Raw genomic sequence first — 19,113 nt, 5'->3', positions numbered from 1 at the left:
GTCAATTGAGTTGCAGATGAGCGCCACAGTGAGCCACCACGTCTTGCGTTGATAACGACCGGATCCCACGATCTACGCCCAACGACTACTATTGCTGCGGATGGTCGATAGTTTGTTACACGTCGTAAAGCAGGCCGTCGATCCGGTGAGGAATACCGAATGCGAGTGATGATTCTGGATGATGACCCTTGGATTTCAGATCTTTTAAAACAACTGGTGTTGAGTATTCGCCCGGCGGCACAGGTCGATTGCTATATCGACGTTGCTAGCGCTTTGGCTGCCTGGCACCCAGGTACCTATCAACTGGTCATCGCGGACTGGAATCTGCCAGATGCGCCGGGCGTTGACCTGCTGCACAGCATTCGCCAAAAAGATCACGACATGCCGCTGATCATCATCACCGGGCGCGCCGACCGAGACAGCGTGCTGGCGGTGAAATCGCTGAGGGTCAGCGCATTTTTTACCAAGCCCTTTCAGGTTTCACGCCTTGTCGAGCGCCTGGAGGCACTGCTTCCGCCGGATGACCCGCTGCGCCCCCCCACGATCAATACTGAAGACTTACCCAGCTATCTCGGCAGTTTGACTGCGGACGAACTGGACTTGCCTTTACTCGCCTCGGTAAAGGAAAAGCTTCAGCTTGGCTATGGCGGCGCCGTACTGGATCTGCGCGAACTCGCCAATGATTGGCAGTATGACCCGGCCTTGTGCGCCCATTTGATCGCTGCCGCCAACAGCGCCGCGTATCTCGGCCAGGGCCAGCCGTGCACGAACCTGAAAGCGGCACTCACCCGGTTAGGCGGGTTGACCAGCGTCAACCTGGCGATCAGCCAGGCGTTGCGACAGAGCGCAACGCACCCCGGCGCTATGCTCATGCCAGGGGTTCAGGCACTTCTGGATGATTCCGAGCGGTTGGCTGAAAGAGTTGTGCTTCTGGCCCAGCAGTGCGGGCTTGATCCTGCGCCGATGCAAACGGCCGCACTGTTGCACCGCATGGGCGAACTCTGTGTGTATTACCAGACCCAGAAATGGGAGAACCTGGGCAATAGCGTTAGTGAAGAGGCACTCTTGCACGCTGTCCGCGATTTTGCGGCGCCTTTTGCCGTTCGATTGAAAGCAAACTGGGGTCTGCCGATGGTTTTGCGTGAGCTGATTGGTGCTATTTATGTCTTGCCGACCCTGCAAGTACGTCGTGAACAGGTCGTGATGCGTTTGGCCGCCGCCATGAGTAATGGCGAACCCGAAGCAGACGTTGAAAGGCTTCAACGGTTGGCCGGTCTGGCCTGAGCGTGTCTGGTAGTGCGAGGGTGGAGCAGGGCGCGGACTCAGGGTTGTCGGTTATTCAATGCAAGGAATTTGCGAGGAGCAACGGAATGCGCAATCAGCCGTTTAGTCTCAAACCGGTCCTCCTGATCGTTGATGACCAGATTACCGCCTTGAGAACACTGAGCAGTGCCGTGTCTGACCTGGCTGAAGTCCATACGGCCCAAAGTGGTCAGCAAGCCCTCGATATCGCCCGTCAATGCCGGCCCGATGTGGTCTTGCTTGATATCGAAATGCCCGGTATGAACGGTTTCGAGGTGTGTCGGATACTCAAGTCTGACCCGGAACTGTTTAGCGTCGCGGTCATTTTTGTCAGCGCTCATACGCAAACAAGCGCTGAATTACTGGCGATGGAGTGCGGTGGCGTGGACTTCATTCAAAAACCGTTGAATATTCCGGTTGCCAGAGCCCATATCAAAGCTCACATCGCCTTGCGCGTAGAGGCCAAGAGGCTGGCCAATCACGATGCTCTGACGGGCCTGCCCAACCGGATCCTGTTGCAGGACCGCACCGAGCAGGCCTTGCAAAAGGCCCGTCGCAGGCAGGGGCGTGTGGCGATGCTCCTGATTGATCTGGACAACTTCAAGGTCATAAACGATTCGATGGGCCACTCGGTCGGTGATCTGGTGCTGCGGGAGGTTGCAGCGCGAATATCGGGTTCCCTGCGCATGGAGGACACTGTCAGCCGGCAAGGGGGAGACGAGTTCATCCTGCTCCTGCCAGAGGTGGTCGGGTTCGATGCCATGGGGGACTTCGCGCAAAGGCTGCTCGAGATCATCGCCAGTCCTTTTTCAATTCAGGGTAACCGCTACGACCTGTCGGCGAGCATCGGCATCAGCGTGTTCCCTGAAGACAGCGACGACATGGAATCGCTGCACCGACATGCTGATGCGGCCATGTATCAGGCGAAACTTTCAGGGCGTAATCGCTACTGTTTTTTTTCCTCGCATATCGAGAGCAGCATGCGCGCCAGGCACCTGCTTGAACGCCACATGCGCAACGCTTTGGAAGAAGGCGTTTTTGAAGTTTTCTACCAGGCGAAGGTTGATGCCCGACATAACCGCATCATTGGCATGGAGGCGCTGATCCGCTGGCGCAATCCTGAAGGGGGGCTGGTTTCTCCTGCCGATTTCATCCCGCTGGCAGAAGAAACCGGGCTGATCATCCCTATTGGTAAATACGTTTTGTTGCAGGCCTGCAGGGACACCAGGACACTTCGCGAACTGGGCCATGACATTTCCATCAGCGTGAATATCTCCGTCGTGCAATTTCGCGAGGCGTCCTTTCTGACCATGGTCGAAGACATCCTGCTTGAGTCTGGATTGGAGGGCAGATATGTGGAACTGGAGATCACCGAGGGGGTACTGGCACGGGACATTGAAAGCGCCCGAGAAACCCTCTTTCATCTCAAAACGCTCGGCGTTCGTATTTCGATCGACGATTTCGGCACCGGTTATTCAAGCCTGGCTTACCTGAAACGGTTTCCGATCGATGTTCTGAAAATAGATCAGAGTTTTGTGCGAGACATGATCACCGATAAAAGCGATTCGGCCATCATCGCAGCAATCATCAAGTTAGGTCAGGCGCTAGGTCTGGAGTTGGTGGCCGAAGGTGTCGAAACCCAGGAACAGGCTCATGCACTTCTGGAACTGGGTTGTCAGATCATGCAAGGCTATCTGTATTGCCGCCCGATCAATTTTGCGCAAATAAAGTCGTTTTTATCTGCTGGGCTAGACGTTACTGTTCCCACTTTGAGCTAAGTTGCAAACACTTCCCCGACAGGGTCGAACTTTAAATGTGAAGGCTGAAAGTCTTCTGCAGCAGGGCAAACCGGGTGAAGAAATCCAGATTTTTTACATTGAACTGGGGCGTCGCGATTACCCTGGCTGTGGGCCTGGGGGCAAGCGTTCTGGGTAGCTGGGTGCTTGACCGTATCAACGAGCGCCACGCTCAAGAAGCGATCGTTGCAGCTACAGCCGAGGCCGCTGAATTGGTTTTAAGTCGCCTCAATCTTTACCAGTACGGTTTGCGTGGTGCTCGCGGTGCAGTAGTGACAGCGGGGGAGCAGGGGATAAGTCGTGAACTGTTCAGTCGTTATCAGAAAACGCGTGACCTGGCCGTGGAGTTCCCCGGCGCAAGAGCTATCGGGTTTGTCAGGCGCGTACCGGAACGCGATGAAAGCGCGTTTATCAAGTCAGCCCGGGCCGATGGCGCCGCTGATTTTTCCATTCGTCAACTCTCGGCTCATCCTGGCGAGCGCTACGTTATCCAGTATGTCGAGCCTGTTGAAGGCAATCAGCCCGCCATTGGCCTGGACATAGCCTCGGAACCTGCTCGGCGCGAAGCTGCTCACTCTGCAATACAGAGCGGCATGACGCAGATAACAGCGCCCATCACCCTGGTACAGGCCATTGGCAAACCGCAGCAGTCGTTCTTGTTGTTGATGCCCATTTTTCGCAACGGCGTGACACCTGCGACGGCAGCCGAACGTGACGCCGCCGCGTTCGGCTGGAGCTATGCAGTCTTGCAGACCGAGCAGGTCCTCACGGGCCTGCGCATAGAAGACAAGGCCGTGCACCTGAAATTGAGGGACATCACTGTCCCGGGGCAAGAGACGTTGTTTTATGAGAGCGCCGACAACTCGGCCAGCTCTGCAACGCTGATCACTCATCAGGTGGAGCGCGAGGTTTACGGCCGGCGGTGGCAAATCGAACTTGGCGCCAATTCGCTGTTCATCCAGCGTTTGCGTCAGGTCTCACCGAAGGTGGTGCTGTTGCTGGGCGGTGTTCTCACCCTTCTTTTGGCGACTCTGGTGGGGGTCGGCAGTGTCAGTCGTCAACGTCGACGTCAGGTTATTGCCGAACAGGCAAGGCTAGCCGCCATTGTTGAAAGCTCGGCAGAGGCGATTATCGGTAAAACCCTTGATGGCGTTGTCACCAACTGGAACAAAGGGGCTGAGCATCTTTTTGGGTTTACCTCGCAAGAAGCCGTGGGCCACACACTGGCCAATCTGATTGTTCCCTCGGAGCTGGCCAGTGAGGAGGCGCACATCCTTGAGCGTGTCAGGGCGGGCGATCGTATCGATAGTTTTGATACTCAGCGCCGTCACAAAGACGGACAACTGATCGACGTCTCCGCGAGCATCTCTCCGATTTATGGCGAGGGTGGCCGCGTCGTCGGTGCCTCCAAGACAATCAGGGACATTTCGGCCAAAAAGGCCGCAGAGGCGCGGATTCTCGAACTCAATTCAAGCCTGGAAGAGCAGGTCGCACAGCGAACGTCAGAACTGCAGCACCTCAATGTGTTGTTGAATAGCGTGCTGCGCTCGGCCACTGAGGTGTCGATCATTGCGACAGATCTTGAAGGCGTCATTCGTGTCTTCAACAACGGCGCCGAGCATTTGTTGGGTTATGACGCCGAAGAGGTGCTGGGCAAGCACACGCCGGCGCTCTTCCATGTAGCCGATGAAGTCACTGCGCGGGGCCAGGAACTGAGCCAGGAGTATGGTCAGACCATTAATGGCATTGGTGTGTTTACCCATAAACCCGAGCATGAAAGCGCAGAAACTCGAGAGTGGACTTACGTACGCAAGGATGACTCACGGTTTCCTGTGACGCTGGTCGTTACCTCCATGCGCGATGACGATGGGAAATTGACTGGCTACCTGGGCATCGCCGTCGATATCACCGAACGTAAAGCGGCAGAAAAGGAGCTGGCGGCAAGCCTGGAAACGACACAGCGACAGCGTAGCGAACTGATGGCGGTGCATCATCAATTGCTGATGGCCGCGGAAGTGGCGGAACTGGGGATCTGGTCCTGGACGTTGTCGGATAATGCCTTGCAGTGGAATGACCGCATGTTCGAGTTTTACGGGCAGCCTTTGGCGTTGCGCGACAACGGCCTGAACTATATGCATTGGTACACCCGTGTTCACCCCGAGGATGTCGAGGCTGCGGCTGCAAGGCTCAGTGCCGCCGTCGATGGGGTGGATGAGTACGACACGGTATTCAGGGTGACTGGCCCGGACAGCCAGATTCGCTTTATCCATGCCGCCGCGCAGATCGAGCGCACGCCGACCGGGGCAGCGCTGCGTGTGACCGGTATCAACCGGGACATCACCTCCCAGCGCGAGCTGGAATCGCGCCTGCTTTACGCCAAAGAGCAGGCCGATCTGGCGAGTGCGGCGAAGTCGGCCTTTCTCGCCAACATGAGTCATGAGATTCGTACGCCGATGAACGCTGTGCTGGGCATGTTGCAGTTGGTGCAAAACACGCCGCTTGACGGGCGCCAGCTCGATTACGTGAGCAAAGCGCAGGGCGCCGCGAAATCGCTGCTGGGCTTGCTCAATGACATTCTCGATTATTCCAAGATCGAGGCGGACAAGTTGCAACTCGATGTGCACCCGTTCGAACTTGAGTCGTTGATGCGCGATCTTGCCGTCGTGCTGGCGGGCAACCAGGGTGAGAAAGAGGTTGAGGTCATGTTCGACCTGGACGCCAATCTGCCCAACGGCCTGATCGGCGATAGCCTGCGACTGCAACAAGTGCTGATCAACCTGGCGGGGAATGCGCTCAAGTTCACCCCGCAAGGCCAGATAGTCGTCAGCGTTGAACAACGCAAGCGCACGGAAAACGCCGTTGAATTGCGCATCGCTGTCTCTGATACCGGCATCGGCATCAGCCCGGAGCAACTTCAGCGCATTTTCGAAGGTTTTACCCAAGCCGAAGCGTCGACCTCCAGGCGCTTTGGTGGCACCGGTCTGGGGCTGGTGATCTGCAAGCGGTTGGTCGGTTTGATGGGGGGAGAGTTGCAAGTGGAGAGCCAGTACGGCGTCGGAAGTCGCTTCTGGTTCGATATCACCCTGAATGTCGCTCAGAACGCGCTGCTGCGATCCGACTGCCCAGGCGTTGATGTGCCGATGCGCCTACTGGTCGTCGACGACAACGCAATGGCGGGCGAACTGCTGTTACGAACCGTTCATGCGCTGGGATGGACCGCAGACTATGTGAGTGAAGGCGCGCAAGCGGTGGAACGGGTCAACAGCGCCCAGGCGCGCGGCGAGGCTTACGATGTCGTACTGATGGACTGGCGGATGTCGGGGATGGATGGCTTGAACGCTGCGCAATTGATCAAGCAGCAGAGCCGTGACGCGCCACCACCACTGATCATCATGATCACCGCCTACGGCCGTGAAGTGCTGACAGATGCCTATCTTGAAGGCGATGCTCCCTTTGCCGGGTTTCTCACCAAACCTGTCACTCCCAAGCAGTTGGCCGACTCGGTTCAGCGAGCCTTCGAGGGTAAAGACCCTCTGCAATCTGCGCGGGTGCAACCAGCGGGTGCCGGGTCACAACGCTTGGCGGGGCTGCGCTTATTGGTGGTCGAAGACAATATGCTCAATCGGCAGATTGCCAGTGAACTGCTGACCAGTGAAGGCGCTCAAGTGACGCTGGCTGAGTGTGGGTTGGAGGGTGTCAGCAAGGTGCTCAATGAGCGTGTGCCCTTCGACGCCGTATTGATGGATATCCAGATGCCGGATATCGATGGCCTGGAAGCAACCCGGCGCATTCGTGCCGACTCGCGTTTTGCGACGTTACCGATTGTGGCAATGACGGCCAATGCCTCCAGTGCAGACCGAGAAGCCTGCCTGGCGGCGGGGATGAATGAGCACGTCGGTAAACCGGTAGACCTGGAACAACTGGTCGTGACACTGCTCTGTCAAACCGGCCGCGAGGGCAGTCAAACATCGACAGACCTTGTGCAAACCGACAGGGATGAGGCCCTCATTGAGGACCGGCAGTCGATCATCAATCGCTTTGGCGGTAACCTCGAGTTGATCCGCAATGTATTGATGAACTTTGGCCCCGAGCTGGAAAAACAACTGGTGCAGTTGCATGATCAGATCCAGCGACAAGAGGCGTCGGGGGCTGTTTTCGTTCTCCACGCCATTAAAGGCAGCAGCGGCACCTTGGGGGCCAGGGCATTGTCACGGTTGGCCGGTGATCTGGAACACAAGCTTAAACACGAGGATGCTGAATCCGCAGCAAGGCTCTTGGCTGACCCCTCCTGGTTTGAGGAGCTTGGCAGGCTGCTGCAACAAAGCCTTTTACAGATGAATGTCGAATTTTCTCAGAGCCCATCAACAGAAATCCTTACCGATAGGGAAGTCATGGAATCTGCGCAATGGAAAGAGTCCCTTGAAGAGATTTTGCTCTTGCTGGAAACCGGTAATCTTCAAGCCATTGAACTGACAACTGGACTGCTGTCAAAAACGCCCCCGGCACTGCGCCCGCAATTCAACGAACTCGTTGTTATGGTGCAGTCGTTGGACTTTAGTGCTGCGATGCCCATAGGGCGTGAACTGTTGAGATCTGCCTGATGGAGCAATTGAAAAAGACTTGGCTACTTCAGCCGCACAAACGCCCAAAACTGCTTATTGTCGACGATCAACCGACCAATATCCGGGTCCTGCATGAGCTGTTTCGTGAGGACTGCGACGTGTTCATGGCCACCAGCGGCGAACAGGCAATCACGGTATGCCAGGCGCAAATTCCCGATCTGGTGCTACTGGATGTGGTCATGGATGGCGTGGACGGTCATGAAGTCTGTCGTCGCCTCAAGGCAGACCCGGCGACTCAAGACATTCCTGTCATCTTCGTTACGGCGAAACAGCAAGACTCTGATGAGGTGCTGGGCCTGGAACTGGGCGCGGTAGATTTCATCAGCAAACCCATCAACCCGATCGTGGTCAGGGCGCGGGTGCGAACACACCTGACTCTGAAACTGCAGAACGATCTGCTGCGCTCCATGGCGTTGCTGGATGGTCTGACGGGAGTGGCCAATCGGCGCAAATTCGATGAGGAGATATCAGCTGATTGGCGCCAGTGTTATCGAGAGCAAAAACCCCTGTCGCTGATCCTGGCCGATGTCGATTTTTTCAAACGCTACAACGACCAGTATGGTCATCAGGCTGGAGACAGTTGCCTGAGGTCTGTTGCTCAGGCGTTATCTGAAACGGTCAGACGCCCCTACGACCTGGTCGCTCGATACGGCGGCGAAGAGTTTGCCTGCCTTTTGCCCACGACCAGTCATGCGGGAGCCGTCGAGATTGCAGAAAAAATGCAAGCGAATGTTCGAGCGTTGGCCATCGAACATTCGACCTCCGATGCCGATCATGTGGTTACGGTCTCCCTCGGCGTGGCGACCGTGACCCCTACGGGCGTTCTTGCTTTCGAGGCCTTGATCGAAGCGGCGGACATGCAGCTCTACGAAGCGAAGAATGCCGGTCGGGCTCGGGTAGCCTCGGTGGAGCTGTAGGGCCGCGGCCTGCTGCTGGCAAGTGACCGCGATTGTCAGTGAGGTTCAACCTGATCCATCGACCGTCGCAGATCACTGCCTTGCGGGCATCGACAACGTCGCCCGCAATCCACCCTCAGCCCGGTTGACCAACGTAATCCGCCCACCCAGTCGCATGGCGATGGTGTTGACGATGGTCAGCCCCAATCCCGCACCCTGCGCGTTACCGCGGCTGTAGAACCGTTCGAACAAGCGCTCTCGATCTTCCTCATCAATGCCCGGCCCCTGATCTTCGACGCTCAAATGGCAGAAGCCGTCGGTTTGAGTCAGCGTCACGGTGATCACGCCGTGGTCCGGGGAGAAGTTGGCGGCGTTGGTGATCAGGTTGTTCAGGGCAATGTCGATGGCGGCAGTGCTGGCCAGAACATGGAGCGTTTGGGCGCCGTCTTCAAAGGCCAGTTCCAGCTGTTTACTCAGCAACCACGGGGTCAGTTGCACCAGGCTGTTGCGCACGGTTTCGCTGAGGTCGATGCGTTGCAGGGGCGGCGGGTTGGGTTTTGGCTCCAGGCGGGCCATGGTCAGCAACTGATTGACCAGACGGCTGGTGCGATCGACACCCGAGATCAGAAATTGCAGCGAGTCGCGGCGCTCCTGTTCGGTGCCGGCCTCCAGCAGGTTTTGCGCATGCACCCGCAGCACCGCCAGCGGTGTGCGCATTTCGTGGGCGGCGTCGGCGATGAAGCGGCGTTCACGGCCGAGCACTTCCTGGATCTGCGCGAGCATGCGGTTGAGCGCTGCTTGCATCGGTTCCAGCTCGCTGGGCAAGGGTGTCAGTTGCAAAGGTTCCAGCGAGCCGCTGTGGCGGGCGCGCAGGGTCGCCGCCATGTCCGCCAGTGGCTTGAGGCCCCAGCCGATGGCGAGCCAGACCATGGCCGCAAGGATCAGGCTACCGAGCACGTTCGGCCACAGTGTGTGACGGACGATGCGGTCGACCAGATCGGCGCGTACATCATCGCGCTCACCGACCCAGATGCGCAGGCCGTTCTGCTTGTCTTCCAGCATGAATGCGCGCCATTGGCGGTTTTTCAAATCCACGACATCGCTAAAGCCAGGCTGGGTTGGCGGGGAGGTGAAGGTGGGGGCGCTGGCGGTGTGTACCAGCACTTCATTCCTGGGGTCCCACACTTGAAAGGCCATTTTGCTTTCGTAAGGATGACCGTCGACGCGAGGCTCTGCTTCTCCCAGCGCAGTATTGAACGCCTGATACAGATCACTGTGCGCCTGACCATTGATCGGCATACGCATCACGCCTTGCAGTAACCGCGCGTTTTGCGCCAGTTGTGCGTCGTAGACTTCGGCGATTTCGTGGTTACTGTCGTGCAGATTGAACACGCTCAATACCGCTAAACCGGCGAGCATCAGGCCGATGATCAGCGTCAGCGTACGGCGACGAATCGAACTCATCGGCGCTCCTCCACCAGATAACCCACGCCACGGATGGTGCGGATCAGGTCGGTGGAGAACTTTTTGCGCAGGTGGTGGATATGCACTTCCAGGGTGTTGCTTTCTGCTTCTTCGTTCCAGCCGTACAACAACTGAATCAGTTGGTCGCGGGTCATGACGCGGCCCGGTGGCGAGAGCAATTCATGCAATAGCTGATATTCCTTGGGCGTCAGCGCCACGGGCTGGCCGTGATAGGTGACCTGCTGTGTGCCGGGGTTGAGGCTGATACCGGCGTGCTCGATCAGCGCTTGGGCGCGCCCGGCACTGCGTCGTAACAAGGCACGCAAACGCGCCTTGAGTTCGGCCAGATCGAACGGTTTGATCAGGTAATCGTCGGCGCCGGCATCGAGCCCGGCGATACGATCCTCGGTGGCATCGCGAGCGGTCAGGATCAGCACCGGCAGGTTCGAGCCACTGTCGCGCAGTCGACGCAGCACTTCGAGGCCGTCCATGCGCGGCAGACCCAGATCAAGCACCGCCAGGTCAAAGGTTTCACTGAGCAAGGCGTGCAGGGCGCTGCTGCCGTCCTTGAGCCAGTCGACGGTGTAGCCTTCGCGCCCCAACGCTTGATGAATACCCTCGCCGAGGGCCTCATCGTCCTCGATCAGTAATAAACGCACACGGACTCCTGTCATTCGAGTTTCTTGTTCACGTCCACCAGCAACGCGGCGATTTCTTTGCGGCGCCCGGCATCGGCGGTTTCCCGGCCCGGGCGGGGCGCCGCTTGCAGGGCTTTTTGCAATGCAGCTTTGGCTTCAGCGTAGCGCTTCTGACGGTAGAGGTGATCGCCCCAGAAGTACAGGCTGTCGATGCCCTCGGGGTTGAGTTGCAGCGCCTGCTTGAGCAGTTGCTCAGCCTTGTCGCTGTCGCCAAAACCGATTGGCCAGCCCGGCACGCGATCATACAGGGCGGCGAGGCTGGTGTAGGCCGAACCTTGCAGGGCTTTGGGGTCCAGGCTCAGGGATTTTTCCAGGTCAGCCTTGGCGTCTTTGGCTTTGCCCAACGCACCGAGCCCACCCTGGGCACCGGCCCAACTGCTGGTGACGATACCTTTCCAGATCCACGCTTCGGCCACGGCCGGGCGTTGGCTGGTGAAGCTCGTCGTTTGCGCCGACAGTTGCTCGAAAGCGGCGGCGCGCTGTTTCTCCGGTGTTTCGTATTGAATGTGCGCCCAGCTCTGTTGAATGCCGGCCAGGCGTTGCTGATCGGCGGTGTCCAGCGCCCAAACACTTTGGCTCAGCGCGCCGAGCAGTAGACATGCGGAGATTTTCTTCATGGTTTTGGCGGCTCGTTGTCGGGTTTTTCACTCAGGCGACGGATCAGTGGCAACTGCTTGCGCAGGCCTCGATCCACCAGATGCGGCAGCAGGCTGTTGAGGCGCACGAAGAAGCGCTCCGGCCAGCCCAGATACAAATCGCGACGGTCGCCGGCAATCGCGTGGATCACCGCAGACGCCACGGCTTGCGGGTCATCGACGTTGGATTTCAGCGCATCATTCAAGGCTTGCGCCGCCGCGCTGTTCATCGACGTGCGCGTAGCGCGGGGCGCGACGTAAAGCACGCTGACCCGGGTGTCGGCCAGTTCCCGGCGCAAGGCTTCGGAAAAACCGCGCAGGGCAAATTTGGTCGCGCAATAACTGGCATAACCGGGGTAGCCGATCGAGCCGTACGTGGAGCCAACGTTGACCACCATCGCACTGTCGGCGTCCTTGAGCAGCGGCAGCAGCAGTTTGGTCAGGCAGATCGGCGCACTGATGTTCACCGCCAGCATCGCGTTGATGTCGCTGTCATCGAGTTGCTCAAGCATGGCGAAGTGATTGACCCCGGCCGCGTTGATCAGCAGGTTGATGCCACCGATGGCTTCGGCGGCAGCCAGCACATTGCGCCGGTCGGCAAGGAAGGTCAGGTCAGCGGCCACCCAGCACAGGTTTTGCGGGTAGCGCTCGATCAGCGGCTGCAAGGCTTCCTGGTGGCGGGCCACGGCTAGCACCCGGGCGCCGGCGGCGCACAAGGCATTGGCGATGGCCATGCCGATGCCACCACTGGCGCCGGTCAATACCACACGCGCTTCACGCAGCTGCATGTTGAGCCTCCGCGTCACGCGGCAAGCCACGGAACATGTCGGTGTACAAGCGATAGACGACTTTCGAGGCGTGGATCACCGCGGCCTGGTCTTCTGGATCTTCCAACTGATTCATCAGTCGGCGATAGGTCTGCATATGCTCAACGTCCAGCGAACCGTGGGAGCTCAGGTAGCTGAATGCCGTCTCCGGCAGCGCCAGACGCTCGCGAATGCTGCCCGCTGCGTGGGTCGCCAGGGCAATGCTGGTGCCTTCGAGCACGTTGACCATGCCGAACAGCCCCACCGGGTTGCCGCGAGCGATCAGGTCATAAAGGAAACTGACCATCAACTCGATCGACAGCGACGGCTGACCATCACGCACCGCATCGCGGTCACCGCCACACGCGGCGATATCGTTGAGCACCCATTGTTCATGGCCGTACTCGTCCTCGATGTACTCGCACACCGCTTTGCGCAGCCATTCCAGACGCGTCGGCAAACGCGCACCGCAAGCCATCATCAAAGGCACGGTGTGGCGTACGTGGTAATAGGCCTGGGCGAGAAATGCGCGATAGCTTTCAAGGCTGACCTTGCCTTGCAGCGCATCAAGAATGATCGGCAGATTGAACAGCTCGTGACGTTCCTGTTGAGTGGCTTCTTGCAGTGTGTCGAAAAAAATCATGATGCGGATTCCTCAGAGACGGCGGATTCGGTCAGTTGTGTGTGGTACTGCGCGACGATGGCCTCGCGGCGCGGGCGGCCATTGGCGGTGAGCAAGCCATTGGCGGCGGTGAACGGTTGTGGCAGGCGCGTCCAGTTGTGTACCTGGGCGTAATCGGGCAGCGCCTCGTTGGCCTCGGCAACGGCAGCGGCCAGTTCCGCGTCGGTGCAATCCGGGCGATGTGGCCAGAGCAAGGCATGGTTGTGCGGCATCGCCTCGCCATAGACGAACGCCTGGGCGATGTGGCGGCGCTGGGTCAGCTCGGACTCGACCCATTCCGGGTTGACGTTGCGCCCGAAACTGGTGACGAACTGATGCTTCTTGCGGCCCTTGAGGTAGAGAAACCCTTGCGAATCGAACTCGCCCAGATCGCCGCTTGGCCACCATTCTTCGGCGTACGGCGCATCCCCCAGATAACCCAACAGCGGCGAACCCTTGATCAGCACTTCGCCGTCCTCGGCCACGCGCACTTCAACGTGAGGCAGCGGCCTGCCGACGCTGCCCGGACGCCAGGCACCGGGGCGATTGAGACAGACCACCGAGGCACACTCGGACAAGCCATAACCTTCATAAACCGGCAGGCCGACCCGTTGGGCGCGGTGCAGCAGATCCTCGGACACCCGCGCGCCACCCACCGCCGCAAAACGCAGAGTCTGGGGATCGAAGGCTTTCTGTTCGGCGGCGCCGACCAGCAATAGCAACAACTGCGGCACCAGAATCAGACTCTCCGGCGCACGGCTGGCCAGATAGCCCAGCAGGCGTGGCACATCCACGCCACTGGCGCCCTGAATGCCGAGGGTTTTCTGGCCAGGCAGACTCAGCGTCGCACCGGCATACAGCGCCGCATAACAGCCAAGGTTTTCCAGCAGAATCGCCAACGGCAAAAGCGCCAGGTGATGCTGAGGAGCGGTCGGTTCGCTGGCCTGATGCAGCTCGCGTGCAACCCGCAACAAACTGTCGGCGCTCAGGCAAACGCCTTTGGGCGTGCCGGTGGTGCCAGACGTGAAGGTCAGTTTGGCCGTGCCGGCGGGCATGTGGCTCGGACCACTGAAGGTACGGCACCAGAACTCGCCGCTTTTCACATAACCGCCTGCGAGCAACTCGGCCTCCAGTTCCGGCTCGGCGATCACCCGTTCGGCCTGACTCTGCTCCAGACAATGAGCACGTTGCGCCGAGCTGAAAAACGGCGGCAGCGTCACGCAGGTCAGGCCTTCGAACAGCACGGCCAAGTCCCAGAGCATCGCGTCGACGCCGTTGTCCAGCGCCAGTGCAATCACTTGCACGTTTTCCTCGCGCAAACGCTCCTGGCGATACAGCACCTCGGCGTACAACGTGGCGTAATCGAGCCTTAGGGTGTCGCCCCACAGGGCAATCGTGTTGTCATTGCGCCCGGCATGGCTGCGCAGGGTTTCCTTGAAACGTTGCAGTTCAAGCGACATGGCAAGCTCCTTCAATCGAGGTTGGCAGACCCAGGCGCGTGAACAGACCGATATTGCGCAGATGGATAAAACCGGCGCGGATGTTGCCCACATGAACCCACGGTTTGCTTTCGTAATAACTGCCCCAGCTGTGACGGTCGTCCCCCAGGCGTGCCGGGTCGGCGGCGCACAACGTCACCGGTTTCAGGCCCAGACGATGGAAGCTGTTGACCAGCCCGATGTTGCCGGTGAACGTCACCCACTCCAGACCGCCCATGGCCAGCAAGTAAGTGATGGCGATAATGCTCAAGCGCGCACTGCCGGTGTCGCTGGCAGCAAGGTTGCCCACCTCGACGATCGCGTCGCGATCCACCGGGCGATCGGCTGCGGCGCTGATCAGCGGCTCGATCGGCTCATCCAGATAGCGCTCAAGAAACAACGGCTCCAGATGCGCGCGGCGCAGCCCGGCCACCGCACACAACTCACCGTCGCCGTTGTGCATACCGAACAGCTCGGGCATGAAGTGGCGGATGTCAGCGCCATGGGCCTTGCGAAAACGTTGCTGGATAAAGGCCTCGAACACCGGTCGCTGAACATCGTCCGGCAAGGCACTGGATAAGGTCATCTGCGGTGTTTCGGCTTGGCCGAAGTGCAGGGGCAGGGGGATGTTCCAGTGGAAATCGGGCATGGGCAGAACGCCTCCCTCAATGGTTTGAGCGAAGTATCCGAACCATTTCTTAACGAAGTCTGAAGGTAAAAAAAGGGTAATCTGCGGGCCGATCTTCAGACTGTCTTAAGACTGGGCGGGGAGGGTGATGCCGTCGGTTCGCCCGGCAACCGAATCGAGACCGTCGAATGAATCGACCGTCGCTCACGACAATCACGAGGCGCTTCTTATGACCCGCGACAACGCCGTAAACCGTTATGGAAAACTCTCAATCATGCTGCACTGGCTGATGCTGGCGCTGTTCGTCGGTGTTTATGCCTGCGTCGAGCTCAAAGGTTTCATGCCCAAGGGCAGCGAAGCGCGCGGCCTGCTGATGGGCTTTCACGGCCTGTTCGGCGCCAGCATCTTCGCCCTGGTGTGGATCCGCCTCATCGGCCGCCTGACCCCACGCCCACCGATCACCCCCAAACCACCGGCCTGGCAGACCGGCATCTCGCACCTGATGCACCTGGCCCTCTACGGCCTGATGATCGCCACCCCGATCCTCGCCTGGCTGATGCTTGCCGCCGGCGACAAACCGTTCCCATACTTCGGCTTCCACGTACCGGCCCCGGTCGCCATCGACCCGGACTTCGCCAAACGCCTCAAGTACTGGCACGAACTGATCGGCAGCGCCGGCTACTGGCTGATCGGCCTGCACGCCGCGGCAGGCTTGTTCCACCACTATTGGGTGCGGGATAACACGCTGGTGCGGATGCTGCCGGGCCGTTCTGATACACAATAAGCCCATTGACCTCAAACCCTGTGGGAGCGGGCTTGCTCGCGAAAGCGTCTCACCAGTCGACATCCATGCCGACTGACCGGACGCCTTCGCGAGCAAGCCCGCTCCCACTGTTTTTTGTGCAACGGCTGACGACTCACTGCTCCTCGGCTCTGAGTTGGCCGCTCATGGCGTCACAGCTCATCGACCACGATGTCAACCACTGCGGCATCTCGGGTGATTGTTCGGGTAATCCCAGCGCCTGGACAAATTCGCTTGGCGCAACAGTCCCCTTTGCCGAACGAAACAGCCCGCGCATGACCACGACGCCGACCACCCTGCCATTGCTCACAAAACGGTGTTCCATGAAGCTCCATTTGTCGTCCCAGCCCAGCATCTTGCTGTGGATTTCGAACGCTTCAAACAGCTTGAGCTCACGTCGAAACTTACCCCAGGTATCCCCAACAATCGGCAGTGCTTTTGCGCGCAGTGCCACGCGGAAGGCGCCACTGCGCAAAACAAAATCCATGCGTGCAACGTCAGCCATCGTGAAATAGCGGCCATTGGTGACGTGTCGATTGAAGTCCAGATCCAATGGCCACACACGCATGCGGATGACGGTCGATGCCAGTGCATTGACCGGTTTGCGCCATGGTCGCCGTAGAAGCATGCAGAGCAGTCGAAACCAGAGATTCATAAGTACGCCCATCGTTTGAGGAGGGCTGCACTCTAGCGACGCAGACTTGAACGAGGTAGGTGCGTAAATGACTGTTTTGGCCTGAAAAGTACGTTCCGGTCATGACGGCTGACGAATCATCGAACAGCGTCAGTGGCTGAATCGTCAGTCATCACGAACAGTGGATAAACGGGAGATGACCGGGCTGTTTAACGGAGGTGTCCGGTAACCACTCAAACCCTACAACGTCTTGCGCCATCGCCTACGACTACGCCAGAATCCGCCGGCTTGTGCGTCTAGGTCGCGGGTTCTATCGTTTGTCGGTCACTGAAAAACAGTGATCGGGTTTGGTAGCCCGCCATAACTAGTCGCATCGCGCACCGTTTGCAGACCCGGTCGGGTATCTGCTCAATGGTGGCCATGCGCAGGACACCTTCGGGTGTGCCGGGTCCTAGTTACCGGTCTACCAACCCGCGTATGGCCGCCACCCTTCGTTTGGTAGCGAAGGTGAAGGCTCCTCTTTAATTAACTAGGAGTTTCACCATGTTCAAAGTAACGCCGAACCCGCCAGCCACCGACCCCACATCCCCCTACGAATCCCCCGATTCCAAGAAATTCCATGACGCCGCCGAACGCGCCCTCGACCACTACCTCAAACCCGCCGACCAGATCATGGCCAGCACCAACGAACCCGAGCGCATGTACCTCGCCAACCCGAAGTACGACACCGAATCGCTGCTGGCCAACGCCAGCGAAACCCTCGGCTCCGCCAGCGAAATGCTCAACAACTTCGCCGCCATACTCGACACCTCCCACCGCAAAACCGCGCTAGGCATTGCGCAAGTCGTGATGCTCAGCGAATTGGCGGTTAACCAGGCGCTAGATCGCGTGGAAATCTCCAAATAACCCAACCACCACGACGAGGGGAAACCCTCGTCACAATCCACTGTCTCAACCGGGCTGGCACACGGCCACGCCTTGCGCCCCCAAGCCACGGCTGTCACCCTTCGGGCCGTTCTCAAGGATCAGAGCAAGGAATCAAGGATTGAGCGGCTATGTCCCCAACCCCCCGAAAAACTATCGCTACGAAGAAGCCAAACCCGTCGATATCCACGCCCAGCGTTGGGCTGAATACGAAAAACACGGGAAAGAACCCGCACCCGCGCCCGAGAAAATCGGCATCGCGTTGAGGATTGGGGTGTTCTTTGATGGCACCGGGAATAATGCGAATAACACGGCCGCTGGGTTGCTGTGTGGCGCGCAGCATCCGATTGCGCCGCAGGATATTCCTGCGAGTTGCGCACCCTATATGGGGGATCCGGATAGCAGCTATGGCTCCGATGCAACCAATATAAAAAACTGGCTGACCTCTATTACGAATCACCGATAGGCGAGGGAGAAGGGGCGATAAAAAAGGTGTCGCGCCCTTTGTATATCGAAGGCATTGGCACGCGAGCCAATGAAAAGGACAGTTTGGTCGGACAGGGCATGGGACGCGGAGAGACGGGAGTCGCCGGTCGTGTTCAAACGTCTTTTACCTTCATCAAACAAGTTATCGAAGACGCCCTTCAAGAGAATCCAAACAGTGAAATAGCCTCAATCACCTTTGACACCTTCGGGTTTAGTCGAGGGGCAGCAGCGGCTCGCCACTTCTCTAATGAAATTGTCAGAGGCAAGCAGGGGCCGTTAAGGGATTCGTTAACTACTGCCAAAAATTTTAGCCGTACCTTTAGCGACGAGTACGGTGGTGGCATCAATATGGGCTTTATCGGGTTGTTCGATACAGTGCCCTCCATTGCCGGCTTCACCAATTTTGGTCGAGTGAAAAGTCCCATCGCTCCAGGCGTGAGGCTTTACCTTGATCGTCGGTTCTTCCATAACGTCGTCCACTTGGTCGCCCGGGATGAATGTCGGGCTAATTTTGCCCTCAGCCGAGTCAAGCCCGATTACCCGGAATACACGTGCCCCGGCGTCCATTCGGATATTGGTGGTAGCTACCTTGATGAGGTTGAAGAGTGCGTATTGGTCAGTCCTATGCAAACGCTTCAGGTGTCGATCAACACAGACGTCAAAATAACCTCGATTTATCAAGACGCCGCCAAAGTGAAGAGTCAGTGGGTAGCCAAAGGGTGGCCGGCCCATTTATTGGAAATCGTGACTCCTGAGGCATTCGACTTGCCGACGGATCTGCAAGACCGGCTCGGGCCTAAACAAAAACGCGTATACGCCGGACTTCAACTTAAGCGTCCGGTCAGTGGCAAGCTTTCGACGGTTTATCTCAAGGTGATGCATCAACTGGCCAAGGAAAAGGGTGTTCCCTTTACCGACATACCAGGAAGAAGCGAGTATGCCGTTCCCCAAGAATTGCAAGGTATGTGCGACAGGTTCCTTGCCGGCGACTTCAGCACCACCCAAGAAGAAGAACAAATGCTGAAACTGAAGTACATCCATACCTCCGGCGTTTTTCAAGGTTGTTGTCGCGTCGCCGTCTAACTATGCCGCTCTTTTCTCGGTCTGCTGCTGCCGATCCGGGTTCAACATCACAGTGCCCATCGGCTCCCAGTTTCTTGTCTGTCCAGACCAGCGTTCCGGGCATTTCTCCCGAGCTTGCTCGTACAGCTCATGACGCCGAGCCAGGATCTGATGATCCTGACCACGGTGCCGTTCGGCCGGGGTCACGAAGCGGATTCG

General features: G+C 58.4%; 14 protein-coding genes and 2 pseudogenes. 7 read left to right on the top strand and 9 right to left on the bottom strand.

All coding sequences use genetic code 11. The annotated features are described in order from the left end of the window. Window positions 1-159: 159 nt before the first annotated feature. The 4 genes from AACY11_RS06900 to AACY11_RS06885 all read left to right on the top strand — a co-directional run bounded on the left by AACY11_RS06900 (window position 160) and on the right by AACY11_RS06885 (window position 8,637). Window positions 160-1,284, top strand: a complete 1,125-nt coding sequence (locus AACY11_RS06900; protein WP_339432682.1) for an HDOD domain-containing protein — start codon at window positions 160-162, stop codon at window positions 1,282-1,284. Window positions 1,285-1,370: 86 nt separating this feature from the next. Next, the gene (locus AACY11_RS06895; protein ID WP_339432681.1) at window positions 1,371-3,080 is read left to right on the top strand and encodes a two-component system response regulator; all 1,710 of its coding nucleotides are present in this window, start codon (window positions 1,371-1,373) and stop codon (window positions 3,078-3,080) included. A 74-nt stretch (window positions 3,081-3,154) separates the two neighbouring features. Beyond that, complete coding sequence (locus AACY11_RS06890; protein WP_339494208.1) at window positions 3,155-7,699, top strand: PAS domain-containing hybrid sensor histidine kinase/response regulator; 4,545 nt, start codon at window positions 3,155-3,157, stop codon at window positions 7,697-7,699. Continuing rightward, window positions 7,699-8,637 (top strand): diguanylate cyclase, encoded by a 939-nt coding sequence (locus AACY11_RS06885; protein ID WP_339432679.1) that lies wholly within the window; start codon window positions 7,699-7,701, stop codon window positions 8,635-8,637. The genes AACY11_RS06890 and AACY11_RS06885 overlap by 1 nt, the downstream gene beginning before the upstream one ends. A 72-nt stretch (window positions 8,638-8,709) precedes the next feature. Here AACY11_RS06885 and AACY11_RS06880 read toward each other — a convergent pair whose 3' ends face one another. Genes AACY11_RS06880 through AACY11_RS06850 form a run of 7 tightly spaced genes read right to left on the bottom strand, consistent with a single transcriptional unit; the run spans window position 8,710 to window position 15,007 of the window. Further along, window positions 8,710-10,080: an ATP-binding protein gene (locus AACY11_RS06880; RefSeq protein ID WP_339432678.1), complete on the bottom strand. Its 1,371-nt coding sequence runs from the start codon at window positions 10,078-10,080 to the stop codon at window positions 8,710-8,712. Continuing rightward, window positions 10,077-10,739, bottom strand: a complete 663-nt coding sequence (locus AACY11_RS06875; protein WP_221732632.1) for a response regulator — start codon at window positions 10,737-10,739, stop codon at window positions 10,077-10,079. Before AACY11_RS06875 ends, AACY11_RS06880 begins: the two co-directional genes overlap by 4 nt. Window positions 10,740-10,750: 11 nt before the next feature. Further along, on the bottom strand, window positions 10,751-11,395 hold the full coding sequence (locus tag AACY11_RS06870) for a tetratricopeptide repeat protein (RefSeq protein WP_339494206.1): 645 nt from the start codon (window positions 11,393-11,395) through the stop codon (window positions 10,751-10,753). Further along, the gene (locus tag AACY11_RS06865) at window positions 11,392-12,201 is read right to left on the bottom strand and encodes an SDR family oxidoreductase (RefSeq protein WP_339432677.1); all 810 of its coding nucleotides are present in this window, start codon (window positions 12,199-12,201) and stop codon (window positions 11,392-11,394) included. Before AACY11_RS06865 ends, AACY11_RS06870 begins: the two co-directional genes overlap by 4 nt. After that, window positions 12,188-12,862 carry a TenA family transcriptional regulator gene (locus tag AACY11_RS06860; protein ID WP_339494204.1) on the bottom strand — a complete coding sequence of 225 codons (675 nt, stop codon included), beginning with the start codon at window positions 12,860-12,862 and terminating at the stop codon, window positions 12,188-12,190. The genes AACY11_RS06865 and AACY11_RS06860 overlap by 14 nt, the downstream gene beginning before the upstream one ends. Beyond that, window positions 12,859-14,340 carry an AMP-binding protein gene (locus AACY11_RS06855; RefSeq protein WP_339494202.1) on the bottom strand — a complete coding sequence of 494 codons (1,482 nt, stop codon included), beginning with the start codon at window positions 14,338-14,340 and terminating at the stop codon, window positions 12,859-12,861. Before AACY11_RS06855 ends, AACY11_RS06860 begins: the two co-directional genes overlap by 4 nt. Continuing rightward, window positions 14,330-15,007, bottom strand: coding sequence for a thermostable hemolysin (locus AACY11_RS06850; protein ID WP_339494201.1), 678 nt, complete (start codon window positions 15,005-15,007; stop codon window positions 14,330-14,332). The genes AACY11_RS06855 and AACY11_RS06850 overlap by 11 nt, the downstream gene beginning before the upstream one ends. 208 nt (window positions 15,008-15,215) lie before the next feature. On the opposite strand from AACY11_RS06850, the gene AACY11_RS06845 reads away from it, so the two are divergent. Beyond that, complete coding sequence (locus AACY11_RS06845; protein WP_339432674.1) at window positions 15,216-15,770, top strand: cytochrome b; 555 nt, start codon at window positions 15,216-15,218, stop codon at window positions 15,768-15,770. 133 nt (window positions 15,771-15,903) lie between these two features. Here AACY11_RS06845 and AACY11_RS06840 read toward each other — a convergent pair whose 3' ends face one another. Beyond that, window positions 15,904-16,443, bottom strand: a complete 540-nt coding sequence (locus tag AACY11_RS06840) for an acyl-CoA thioesterase (protein ID WP_339432673.1) — start codon at window positions 16,441-16,443, stop codon at window positions 15,904-15,906. A 522-nt stretch (window positions 16,444-16,965) separates the two neighbouring features. On the opposite strand from AACY11_RS06840, the gene AACY11_RS06835 reads away from it, so the two are divergent. Both AACY11_RS06835 and AACY11_RS06830 read left to right on the top strand, forming a co-directional pair. After that, window positions 16,966-17,328, top strand: coding sequence for a DUF6124 family protein (locus AACY11_RS06835; protein WP_339432672.1), 363 nt, complete (start codon window positions 16,966-16,968; stop codon window positions 17,326-17,328). A gap of 139 nt (window positions 17,329-17,467) precedes the next feature. After that, window positions 17,468-18,879 (top strand): annotated as a pseudogene (locus tag AACY11_RS06830) (phospholipase effector Tle1 domain-containing protein); the annotation flags it as partial. Window positions 18,880-18,915: 36 nt separating this feature from the next. Here AACY11_RS06830 and AACY11_RS06825 read toward each other — a convergent pair. Then, window positions 18,916-19,113, bottom strand: a pseudogene (locus tag AACY11_RS06825) (IS3 family transposase); the annotation flags it as partial.

It is taken from the genome of Pseudomonas sp. RA_105y_Pfl2_P56 (genome assembly GCF_963970845.1).
Taxonomy (GTDB): domain Bacteria; phylum Pseudomonadota; class Gammaproteobacteria; order Pseudomonadales; family Pseudomonadaceae; genus Aquipseudomonas; species Aquipseudomonas baetica_A.
The sequence above is the reverse complement of the archived record's forward strand: the minus strand, read 5'-3'. Positions and strand labels throughout refer to the sequence as shown.